The 10639-nt window shown below is 37.6% G+C and carries 11 protein-coding genes; 9 read left to right on the top strand and 2 right to left on the bottom strand.

Going from position 1 to position 10639, the window contains the following annotated elements; genetic code table 11:
• Positions 1 to 177 precede the first annotated feature (177 nt).
• A complete protein-coding gene (locus tag IGJ37_RS07460; protein ID WP_002386882.1) occupies positions 178 to 1332 on the top strand; it encodes an AI-2E family transporter in 1155 nt (384 codons plus the stop codon).
• A gap of 120 nt (positions 1333 to 1452) precedes the next feature.
• A complete protein-coding gene (locus IGJ37_RS07455; RefSeq protein ID WP_002361965.1) occupies positions 1453 to 2097 on the top strand; it encodes a DUF998 domain-containing protein in 645 nt (214 codons plus the stop codon).
• Positions 2098 to 2143: 46 nt separating this feature from the next.
• On the opposite strand, the gene IGJ37_RS07450 is transcribed toward IGJ37_RS07455, so the two are convergent.
• Positions 2144 to 2755, bottom strand: a complete 612-nt coding sequence (locus IGJ37_RS07450) for a hypothetical protein (protein ID WP_002381806.1) — start codon at positions 2753 to 2755, stop codon at positions 2144 to 2146.
• 178 nt (positions 2756 to 2933) lie between these two features.
• Between IGJ37_RS07450 and IGJ37_RS07445 the strand changes: the two genes are divergently transcribed.
• The 4 genes from IGJ37_RS07445 to IGJ37_RS07430 all read left to right on the top strand — a co-directional run bounded on the left by IGJ37_RS07445 (position 2934) and on the right by IGJ37_RS07430 (position 6753).
• A complete protein-coding gene (locus IGJ37_RS07445; protein ID WP_016616305.1) occupies positions 2934 to 3386 on the top strand; it encodes a DUF2188 domain-containing protein in 453 nt (150 codons plus the stop codon).
• Between the two features lie 190 nt (positions 3387 to 3576).
• Positions 3577 to 4596, top strand: a complete 1020-nt coding sequence (locus tag IGJ37_RS07440) for a branched-chain amino acid aminotransferase (RefSeq protein WP_002369265.1) — start codon at positions 3577 to 3579, stop codon at positions 4594 to 4596.
• A 134-nt stretch (positions 4597 to 4730) separates the two neighbouring features.
• Complete coding sequence (locus tag IGJ37_RS07435; RefSeq protein ID WP_252671108.1) at positions 4731 to 5051, top strand: cupin domain-containing protein; 321 nt, start codon at positions 4731 to 4733, stop codon at positions 5049 to 5051.
• A gap of 61 nt (positions 5052 to 5112) precedes the next feature.
• Positions 5113 to 6753 (top strand): peptide ABC transporter substrate-binding protein, encoded by a 1641-nt coding sequence (locus tag IGJ37_RS07430; RefSeq protein ID WP_252671107.1) that lies wholly within the window; start codon positions 5113 to 5115, stop codon positions 6751 to 6753.
• Positions 6754 to 6850: 97 nt separating this feature from the next.
• On the opposite strand, the gene IGJ37_RS07425 is transcribed toward IGJ37_RS07430, so the two are convergent.
• Entirely contained in the window at positions 6851 to 7726 is an 876-nt protein-coding gene (locus IGJ37_RS07425) for an NAD(P)H-hydrate dehydratase (protein WP_002394515.1), read from the bottom strand.
• Between the two features lie 149 nt (positions 7727 to 7875).
• Between IGJ37_RS07425 and IGJ37_RS07420 the strand changes: the two genes are divergently transcribed.
• The 3 genes from IGJ37_RS07420 to purK all read left to right on the top strand — a co-directional run bounded on the left by IGJ37_RS07420 (position 7876) and on the right by purK (position 10521).
• On the top strand, positions 7876 to 8742 hold the full coding sequence (locus tag IGJ37_RS07420; RefSeq protein ID WP_002357267.1) for an SPFH domain-containing protein: 867 nt from the start codon (positions 7876 to 7878) through the stop codon (positions 8740 to 8742).
• A 173-nt stretch (positions 8743 to 8915) separates the two neighbouring features.
• On the top strand, positions 8916 to 9404 hold the full coding sequence (purE, locus tag IGJ37_RS07415) for a 5-(carboxyamino)imidazole ribonucleotide mutase (RefSeq protein WP_002360132.1): 489 nt from the start codon (positions 8916 to 8918) through the stop codon (positions 9402 to 9404).
• The gene (gene purK, locus IGJ37_RS07410; protein WP_192190044.1) at positions 9397 to 10521 is read left to right on the top strand and encodes a 5-(carboxyamino)imidazole ribonucleotide synthase; all 1125 of its coding nucleotides are present in this window, start codon (positions 9397 to 9399) and stop codon (positions 10519 to 10521) included. The genes purE and purK overlap by 8 nt, the downstream gene beginning before the upstream one ends.
• Positions 10522 to 10639: the final 118 nt, after the last annotated feature.

Below are 10639 nucleotides of genomic sequence, written 5' to 3'. Positions count from 1 at the left end.
TTATGAAAAGAAGCAAGGTCTAGTGCCTCATTTTTATACTGCAGAATAAACAGACACATTTTTTAAAGTGTCAGGCTTCTTTGTGTATTTCATCAAGAACGAATGGACAAACTTGCCTTTTGCCACAAATCGTTTACAATTACAATGATAGGCATAATTTATTTAGAGGTGAAGTGATTGAAGAAATACAATGTTGATTGGAATTACTGGGTTGTCCGCTTTTTATTTGTAATGGCGCTGATTGTTGGCTATTTATTAATCACGAATTATCAGCACTTTGTCCATAGTGTTTCGGGTTTATTAGGCATCTTATCCCCATTCATTACTGGGTTCGTGATTGCTTATTTATTGAGTGGAAGTCAGAAAAAAATCGAGGGATTACTAGAAAGAGTACCTTTACCAGTCGTTAAAAAAGCGAAACACGGCTTGAGTGTACTCCTTTTATACCTGATTATTTTGTTTATTTTTGTCTTGACATTAAACTATATCGTTCCGCTACTCATTAGTAATTTAGTAGATTTAGCAAACTCTTTACCTACTTTTTATGATCACATGGTTCAGTTTGTGATGAGTTTAGAAGATAAAGGGATTTTAAAAACAGCCGCGATTGAAAAATATTTAAATAGTGTCCTTAAAGATTTGTCGCCGGAACGTTTTTTAAATCAATGGACACAAGCGTTATTTTCATTAGGAACGTTGACTAAAAATGTTTCCTCATTCTTTTTAAATGCATTTTTGACGTTGATTATCTCAATATATGCGCTGGTATTTAAGCAATCTATTTTGACATTTGTTGAAAAGGCTGCCCACAAATTGCTGTCTGAAAAAGTGTACAAGCAAACACAAACCTGGTTAAATACAACGAATAAAATTTTCTATAAATTTATCAGTTGCCAATTTCTTGATGCTTGTATAATTGGCGTTTCATCAACGATTTTGTTAAGTATTTTGAATGTGAAATTTGCTGTGACTTTGGGTATTTTATTAGGTATTTGTAATATGATTCCTTATTTTGGTTCGATTTTTGCGTCAATTGTTGCTGGTGTGATTACGCTTTTCACAGGTGGTGTTACTCAAGCAATTACGGTGTTACTAGTTTTATTAATTTTACAACAAATTGACGGCAATATTATTGGTCCTCGAATTATGGGAGATGCCCTAAATGTCAATCCGATTTTAATTATTGTTTCAATCACGATTGGGGGAGCGTACTTCGGCGTCTTAGGGATGTTTTTAGCAGTTCCTGTTGCTGCAATCATTAAAATTATTGTCTCGGAGTGGCTAAATGAATCAAAAGAAAATGATAAGATTGTAGATTCTATTGAATCTTAAAGTAAAACTTTTCGTCTCGCGTTGACGAAAAGTTTTTTAGTGGAAAAGAAAGTTTAATTATTTGGAATTTTTGATATGCTATACTTAAAGTAAATAGAAAATCAAAATTGAGGTGAATAAATGCAGTTTTTAAAAAAATATGGCGGCTATTTTTTAGTTTTAGGGGTCTTACTTGATTTTTTTACACCTTATTATGTCGGATTCAAAGATCAAGGTTACAATCAATTGACAGAAGTAATTAGCTTATTAGGTGATGTGAATAGTCCAGTTAGGGAAACCTTTAATCATTTAACTATCATTGCGGGAATGTTGATGTTAGCAAGTTTACCTAGGATATATGCTATTTTTTCCAGAAAAACGAAAAAAGGTGCTTGGTTAGTAGTGGCAATGATTGGCGCTTATGGTTTATTTGATTGTATTTTCAGTGGACTCTTCAGCGTAGACACTTCAACCGCTGGCACAGTTGCTGCCGCGCTTCATAACGGAGGATCAGCAGTCGGTTATACAGGCTTTTTGTTGTTATCAGGCGTCTTAACCATTATCTACAGTAAATACGGTTCGCAAAAAAATAAAAAACTTTTTGGTTTTTTGTTTATTTTATGTATGCTTGCAGCCGGCTTATATGGCTTAGCAAGGATTCCACAGCTACAACAGGTAAAACCATTTAATTATTTAGGCTTATGGCAAAGAGTGAGTTCATTTTGTAATTATCTACCAATGCTGGCACTGTGTTTACAAACTAAAACCAATGACAAATTTGATTGAACATTTGTCATTGGTTTTTTACTAGTTAAAATTGTCTGGTAATAACTTAATTATTGGCTACTGTGACTTCACCAGTAACAGTGGCACCATCTTTTTCTAAGTCAGCAGAATCTTTATATTCTTGTTTATCAAAAGTAATATTGCCATTAACTTTGGTACCATTTAAAGTAAAGCCATTTGCTTTCACCTCAATATCACCTTTGACAGTCCCGTGAACGATGTTGAAATTTTCAGAAGAAACGATTAGCTTAGGAACCGTGATTTCATATTCAGCAGTTACTTTTTTATTATCATCTTGAGAATAAAGCGCTAATTTACGATAGACATCGTTGGAATCTTTCCCCTTATCATGGAAAGTACCAGCAACTGTTACCTCGTTATCAAAAGTGACATTGTCAGTAGCTGCGACAATCCAATTTCCTTTATCACTTAACGCCATTTCGAGCTCTTCAGGCTTGGCACTAATTGAAGCACCAGAGACTACTTCTGTACTTGAATTAGCTGTTTCTTTGCTACTAGAACTACTATCTGTTTTTTTATCAGATGAACAAGCACTAAGCAACACAAGAGCAGCAGTTGCCGTCAAAACAGTGGTGAGTACTTTAGACATTTTCATGAAAATCCCTCCAAAAAATTTATTTATTTCTTCCTTTATCATAACTGATTCAAAGGGAAATGAGTAATCATACACTCAAAGATTGAGAAGTTTGGCTAATGGGAAATTAGGCTTATTCTCTCAAGAAGGTTCAGGAAATATTCAAAGTAATCATTTCTTTTTCAAATGTTCCTTTTCTGTAGTAAGCTATTAATAGACAGAATTTTAGGAGGAGATTTTGATGCCTTGGAATATGAATGATTATCCTACATCAATGAAAAATTTAGCACCTTTGATTCGGAAAAAAGCGATAGATATTGGCAATGCGTTGCTTGCGGATGGCTACCCTGATGATCGCGCCATTCCAATTGCGATTAGTCAAGCGGAGAAATGGTATCAAGAGGCAAGTGCAGCAGACAAAAAGGCATTTGAACAAGAAGCAAATCCTACGAAACAAGATTCGCATAAACAGGATAAACATGCGGGAAAATTATTAACGGCGGCTGTCAACGTTAAATATAAAGACGACCAATGGTTGGTGATTTCAGACAGCGCTGAAAAAGCAAGCAATACATTTACCCACAAACAAGAGGCGGTTGAACGAGCTCAAGAAATTGCTCGGAATAAGCAAACAAAGCTGAAAATCTATAAGCAAGATGGTACGTTACAAGAAACCAAAGAATATACTGAATAATTTTTCGAAACCTTGATATTCCGTTGCAATTCAAGAAACGGTTATCAAGGTTTTTTTGCGAGGGAAATATGGACAAGTAAGAAAAAATAACAAAAGTTAAGAATGAGAATAAGACTTGCTTTTCTAGTTTTTGGTGGGTACAATTACACTAATTAAGATAAAAAATCAAAATAATTGAGGTGCTACGACAATGGAAAAAGCCAATCTTGATTGGAATAATTTAGGATTTTCTTACATTAAAACGCCCTTTCGTTATATTAGTTATTGGCGAGATGGCAAGTGGGAAGAAGGCACGCTAACAGATAACAATCAGTTAACGATTAGTGAAGGTTCGCCTGCTCTACATTATGGCCAACAATGTTTTGAAGGATTAAAAGCGTATCAATGTGCAGATGGTTCTGTCAATTTGTTTCGTCCAGATGAAAATGCCAAACGGCTACAAAAAAGTTGTGCGCGTCTACTGATGCCACAAGTGCCAGTAGAAACCTTTGTTTCTGCATGCCAAGAAGTGGTGAAAGCCAACCTTGCTTATTTACCGCCATATGGAACGGGCGGTACGTTGTATCTTCGCCCTTATATGATTGGTGTCGGCGATAATATTGGCGTAGCACCTGCCAAAGAATACATTTTTTCTATTTTTTGCGTGCCGGTTGGTTCGTATTTTAAAAATGGTTTAGCACCAACCAACTTTATCGTTTCTGAATATGATCGAGCAGCGGGTCGAGGAACTGGGGCCGCTAAAGTGGGGGGCAATTATGCAGCTAGTCTTTTACCAGGTGCAGAAGCACATGAGAAAGAATTTAGTGATTGCATTTATTTAGATCCGTATACGCATACGAAAATTGAAGAAGTTGGTGCAGCCAATTTCTTTGGCATAACCAAAGATGGTACTTTTATTACGCCGAAATCAGCGTCTATTTTACCAAGTATTACTAAATATTCATTATTGACGCTAGCAAAAGAACGTTTAGGGATGACGGCGCTTGAAGGAGACGTTTACATTGATCGATTAGCGGACTTCTCCGAAGCGGGTGCTTGTGGCACAGCGGCGATTATTTCTCCTATTGGTGGGATTCAAAACGGCACAGATTTCCATGTATTTTATAGTGAAACGGAAGTTGGACCAGTGACTAAGCAACTATATGATGAACTGGTTGGCATACAGTTTGGTGACAAAGAAGCGCCAGAAGGCTGGATTGTAAAAGTTTAAAGAGACAAAAAAGAGAGAATTCATGCTCTCTTTTTTTGTGTAGAATATTCAGAATTTTCTATAAAAATATTGACTTTGATTCTATTTAAAGGAATAATGGAAGATACAAGATTTAAAAAAAGGAGGGAAAGCTATTGCTTATTAAATCAGCAGAATCAGAAGAAATGACGATTTTTTTTGATAAAGAAAACCAACCAAATGCACAAGTTCAAATGGGCGTTATTACATTACAACCTGGTGAAAAACGGCCTTTAGCTGGATATGCTCGCCATGAACAGGATGAATATTCTTATGTGATTTCTGGCGAAGCACATACGATTTTAGAAGATGGTCAAGACTTAGTTGGAAAAGCTGGACAAGCCCAATTAATTGAAGCTGGTGAGGGGCACATTAATTATAATAATGGGTTGGAGCCAGCGGTCGTTGTCTGGATGCTTGTGGAAAGGACAAAATAAAAGGGGAGCTGTCTTTCTGTAAGTAAAAGCATAAAAAATGAAGAGTTATAGGAGAAAGAAGATGAAAAAGTATTTAAAAATCACAATGGTTTGTATTTTATTGGTAGGATTTTTAGCTGGGTGTACCAATAAAAATGAAAATAAAAAGAAACAGAAAAATACCAAAGAAGCTGTTCAACTGATGTCACCCTCGGAATTAACAACGCTCAACACCTCTGTATTATTGGATTTTCCAGATGCTATTGTCCAAACAGCAGCGTTTGAAGGGTTATATAGTTTAGATGAACAAGACCAATTGGTACCAGCCGTAGCAAAAGCATTGCCGACGATTTCAGAAGATGGAAAAATTTACACGATTTCTTTGAGAAAAGAAGCGGTTTGGAGTAACGATGATCCTGTCACGGCACATGATTTTGAATATGCTTGGAAAAAAATGATTGATCCTAAAAACGGCTTTGTCTATAGTTTCCTCATCGTTGAAACAATTCAAAATGGTGCAGAAATCTCAGCGGGGAAATTAGCTCCCAATGAACTTGGTGTCACAGCTGTGGATGATTATACATTAAAGGTGACGCTCAAAGAGCCAAAACCGTACTTTACGTCCTTGTTAGCTTTTCCTACATTTTTCCCGCAAAATCAAAAAGTAGTCGAACAATTTGGTGCGGACTATGGAACTGCTAGTGATAAAGTCGTCTATAATGGTCCGTTCGTGGTAAAAGATTGGCAGCAAACAAAGATGGACTGGCAACTAGCAAAAAATAATCGCTATTGGGATCACCAGAACGTGCGCTCAGACATTATCAATTATACGGTTATCAAAGAAACATCTACTGCATTGAATCTTTTTGAAGATGGACAATTAGATGTGGCTACACTAAGTGGTGAATTGGCGCAACAGAATAAAAATAATACGTTGTATCATTCGTACCCAACAGCGACAATGAACTATTTGCGCTTAAATCAAAAACGGAAAGGGCAAGCAACGCCGCTTGCAAACGAAAACCTGCGTAAAGCGTTGGCTTTAGGCATAGATAAAGAAAATCTAGTCAATAATATTATTGCAGATGGTTCTAAAGCGCTACATGGGGCAATCACGGAAGGCTTTGTTGCGAATCCCACAACGGGCCTCGATTTTCGTCAAGAAGCAGGTGATTTAATGGTTTATAACAAAGAAAAAGCGCAAAGTTATTGGAAAAAAGCACAAGCAGAATTAGGAGAAAAGGTTAACGTTGAATTGATGGTAACAGATGATGGTTCTTACAAAAAAATTGGTGAAAGTTTGCAAGGCTCGCTACAAGAACTGTTTCCTGGTTTGACAATAGAGCTAACCGCATTGCCGACCGAAGCTGCATTGAACTTTGGGCGAGAAAGTGACTATGATTTATTCTTAATTTACTGGACACCAGACTATCAAGATCCTATTTCTACCCTGATGACTTTATACAAGGGCAATGATCGCAATTATCAGAACCCTGTCTATGACAAATTATTAGATGAAGCAGCCACAACCTATGCCTTAGAGCCAGAAAAAAGATGGGCGACACTGATTGCGGCTGAAAAAGAAGTGATTGAAACGACTGCTGGCATGATTCCACTTAGCCAAAATGAACAAACAGTCCTGCAAAATGATAAAGTCAAAGGCTTGAATTTTCATACCTTTGGCGCTCCATTAACGTTAAAAAATGTTTATAAGGAAAAATAAAAAGAGAGCCTGGGCTGAAAATCGCTTTTGATTTTCGGCCCAGGCTTAAATCCTGCTTTTTAACCCAAAATTTGTCACCATTTAGCCTTTTCGGGTTTTATCTCGAACGCTTCTGTTCTAATAGTTCAGAATCAGGTGCAGTGTGTGGCTGGGCATATTTTTTCATATATGTCGGCAAGGCTTGACTAATCTTCGTTGGTAAAACAACATAGTCGGTTTTGGCCAAATAATCACCAATGAGACTGTGTAAGTAGACGGCGCCAGCAATGGTTTCAATTGTCGGCTTAAACTGAGCTAAAAAACCAGCAATGATGCCAGCCAAGGTATCCCCAGTTCCGCCAGTAGCCATCCCAGGGTTGCCGCCTGTATTTTGAAAAGGTTCTCCTGCGTGGAAAATTGTGGTGTGATGACTTTTTAAAACAATCGTACTGCCTAATTTTGCTTGTTGGCGCTGGTTATTTGCCAGTGTTTGTTGCTCGATAGGTAAGTGACTCAAACGTTGCCATTCCATTTGATGAGGTGTGAAAACAACTTTTTCAGGATAGGTAAGGGAAAAATTACCTTGGCTAAACAGGGTAATTGCTGAGCCATCGATAATTAACCATTGTTGTTTTTGATGTTGGGCGAGTACCATCTTTAATATTTGTTGTGCAGTAGCATCTAAGCCTAAACCTGGACCAATTAAAATAACCTCCGCTTGTTCTACGACGTCCGTCAGAAGGGCTGTTTCTTCAAAGCCCACGACCATCGCTTCTGGGCATCTTGCATGTAAAGGCCCGTGATTTTTAACATCAGTAATCACAGTGGTGAGACCAGCGCCACTATTGATACACGCTTCGGTACTCATGATGATGGCTCCGCCATATTGACGGTTTCCTCCGATTAATACGACACGCCCAAAATTGCTTTTATAAGAGTCGGAGGGGCGTTGAGTGATGACTTCCTCTAAAATGTCCTTGCTTAAATAGCGCATTCTATCACTCCTTTTCTTGGGATTTCTTTGTTCTCAGTATACTACAAGAGCACCGAAAAAATCAGTTTATTTAATGTTAAAAGTTACTCTATTGAAGGCAATGAGGTGTATAATAAGGACCAGATAAATGAGTTAGGAGAGTGAAACAGATGGAAGAGAAAAAAACATTTTATATGAGTGGCTACGTAGGAATTGCGAGCTTATTAGTTATTTTAATTGCGGGAATTGGTTTATTTATTTATGGAGCGAGTCATACCAATGGTGTTCTTGTTGTTTTAGGTATTATTTTGTTAGTTGGGGCTATTTTATTTTTAAGTTCCTTAACCATTGTTAGTCCCAACCAGGCGAAAGCTATTTTATTTTTTGGTCGCTACTTAGGTACGATTAAAGAAAATGGGTTGTTTATTACCATTCCATTTACGCAAAAAATGAACATTTCTTTGAAAGTACGAAATTTCAATAGTTCTCTATTAAAAGTCAATGACTCTGACGGGAATCCAATCGAAATCTCTGCGGTCATCGTTTTTCGGGTAGTCGATACAGCTAAGGCGTTATTTAATGTCGATTATTATCAAGACTTTGTGGAAATTCAAAGTGAAACGGCAATCCGGCATGTAGCAACACAATATCCTTATGACACTTTTTCAGATAATGATGTAACTCTGCGAGGAAATACCGAACAAATTTCCGAGGAGTTAACCAAAGAATTGCAAGAACGCTTAGCAGTGGCTGGTGTAGAGGTTATCGAAACACGGTTGAATCATTTAGCTTATGCAACTGAAATAGCTAGCTCCATGTTGCAAAGACAGCAAGCAAAAGCAATCTTAGCGGCTCGACAAACAATTGTTGAAGGTGCGGTAAGCATGACACAAATGGCCTTAGAACAGATTGAAGAAGGGCAAGAAATTAATTTTACCGATGAACGAAAAGTACAACTTATTAATAATTTACTAGTCTCAATCATTACTGATAAGGGCACACAACCAGTTATTAATACAGGCGACGTTTCTTCTTAAAGAGGAAGCAACGCTAAAAATAGCAAAAAAGAGTCATCTTTCCGATGACTCTTTTTTTTGATAAAAACGAACATTATATAATTTTAATATATAATATTTCGGTTTTTCTTTGACATCTCTTTTTCTCATTGTTAGAATAACAGTGAAAAAAGGCGGAAGGAGTTATTACATTCATGAAACCATTAGTCGCTGTGATTATGGGAAGTACCTCAGACTGGGCAACGATGAAAGCTGCTTGTCTTGTGTTGGAAGAGTTGGGAATTCCTTATGAAAAACGAGTGATATCGGCACATAGGACCCCTGATTTGATGTTTCGTTTTGCAGAGGAATCACGAACAAAAGGATTGAAGGTTATTATCGCTGGCGCTGGTGGAGCGGCCCATTTACCAGGGATGGTAGCTGCAAAGACAACCTTACCTGTCATTGGTGTTCCAGTTAAAACACGAACATTAAACGGTATTGATTCACTGTTGTCTATTGTGCAGATGCCAGGGGGAGTTCCTGTAGCAACAACTGCGATTGGCTCAGCAGGTGCTACCAATGCTGGGTTATTAGCTGCAGAAATACTAAGTATTGATGATTTACAGTTAGCAGAAAGAATCCAAGCAAGACGACAATCATTGGAAAAAGCGGTTATGGAAAGTGGGGAACAACTTGAATAAACCTTTAAAAGTCGGAGCAACTATTGGCATTATAGGTGGGGGACAGTTAGGGCGAATGCTAGTCATGAGTGGTAAAAAAATGGGTTTCCAAATGATTGTGTTGGACCCAACGCTCAATAGTCCAGCTGGTCAAGTAGCTGACCGTCAAATTGTGGCAGCCTTTGATCAGATATCTGCTTTAACTGAACTAGCAGAGTTATGCGATGTGATCACCTATGAATTTGAAAATATTGAAGTGGCCTCTCTAGAAAAGGCCATTCCACTAGAAAAGCTGCCACAAGGAACAGAATTGTTAAAAATTACTCAAAATCGATTGCTTGAAAAAATGTTTCTTCAATCGATTGGCTGTAAGATTGCCCCTTTTACGGAAGTGAAAAGTCAGAAAGAGCTGCCACAAGCAACAGAAAAGATTGGTTTTCCATGTGTCTTAAAAACTATTCAAGGTGGATACGATGGAAAAGGACAGGTCGTCTTAAAATGCGAAGAGGATTTCTCCCAAGCGACTAAATTATTAGCTAACACCACTTGTGAATTAGAAAAGTGGGTGCCTTTCACTAAAGAACTTTCAATCATCGTTGCAGGGAATAAGCATGGTTACCAAAGCTTTCCTGTATCTGAAAACATTCATCGAAAGAATATCTTGCATGAATCAATTGTGCCCGCTCGAATTTCTGAGAATGTGCAACAAAAAGCAGCGGAATTGGCGCAACACATTGCTGAGGAATTAAATTTATCTGGGGTTTTAGCTATCGAACTGTTTTTAACGGATTCAGAAGAGTTGTACGTCAATGAATTAGCGCCACGGCCTCATAACTCAGGTCATTACTCTATTGAAGCTTGCTCATTTAGTCAATTTGATGCGCATATTCGAGGGATTAGCAATTGGGGCATTGGGTTACCCCAGTTACTTCAACCAGTGGTTATGGTGAATCTCTTAGGTGAACACTTAGAAAAAAGCTACCAGTTATGCACGTCAAAACCCACTTGGCAAGTCCATTACTATGGAAAAGCCGAATCAAAAGTTGGCAGAAAAATGGGCCACGTCACCATTACAACACCTTGCTTATCAGAAACGTTAAAGGAAATTGAGACTGTTGGTATTTGGAACGTAACTTAATAAATGCTTGCTCCAAGCAAGTTTTTTATTTTTACATTCGACAAACACGAACGATTATTGTTTTTTTATAACTAATGTAAGTTTTTAACTGATGTAAATCAGCTGAGTTAGAAAGAAT

Origin of the sequence: Enterococcus sp. AZ104 (genome assembly GCF_050546705.1) — a bacterium.
GTDB classification, from domain to species: Bacteria; Bacillota; Bacilli; order Lactobacillales; family Enterococcaceae; genus Enterococcus; species Enterococcus faecalis.
The sequence above is the reverse complement of the archived record's forward strand: the minus strand, read 5'-3'. Positions and strand labels throughout refer to the sequence as shown.

Bases quoted from the DNA above. Each gene is read 5' to 3' on its own strand.
- IGJ37_RS07455 (WP_002361965.1), top strand. From the start codon at position 1,453: ATGCAGTTTTTAAAAAAATATGGCGGCTATTTTTTAGTTTTAGGGGTC.
- IGJ37_RS07450 (WP_002381806.1), bottom strand. From the start codon at position 2,755: ATGATAAAGGAAGAAATAAATAAATTTTTTGGAGGGATTTTCATGAAA.
- IGJ37_RS07445 (WP_016616305.1), top strand. From the start codon at position 2,934: ATGCCTTGGAATATGAATGATTATCCTACATCAATGAAAAATTTAGCA.
- IGJ37_RS07440 (WP_002369265.1), top strand. From the start codon at position 3,577: ATGGAAAAAGCCAATCTTGATTGGAATAATTTAGGATTTTCTTACATT.
- IGJ37_RS07430 (WP_252671107.1), top strand. From the start codon at position 5,113: ATGAAAAAGTATTTAAAAATCACAATGGTTTGTATTTTATTGGTAGGA.
- IGJ37_RS07425 (WP_002394515.1), bottom strand. From the start codon at position 7,726: ATGCGCTATTTAAGCAAGGACATTTTAGAGGAAGTCATCACTCAACGC.
- IGJ37_RS07420 (WP_002357267.1), top strand. From the start codon at position 7,876: ATGGAAGAGAAAAAAACATTTTATATGAGTGGCTACGTAGGAATTGCG.
- purE (WP_002360132.1), top strand. From the start codon at position 8,916: ATGAAACCATTAGTCGCTGTGATTATGGGAAGTACCTCAGACTGGGCA.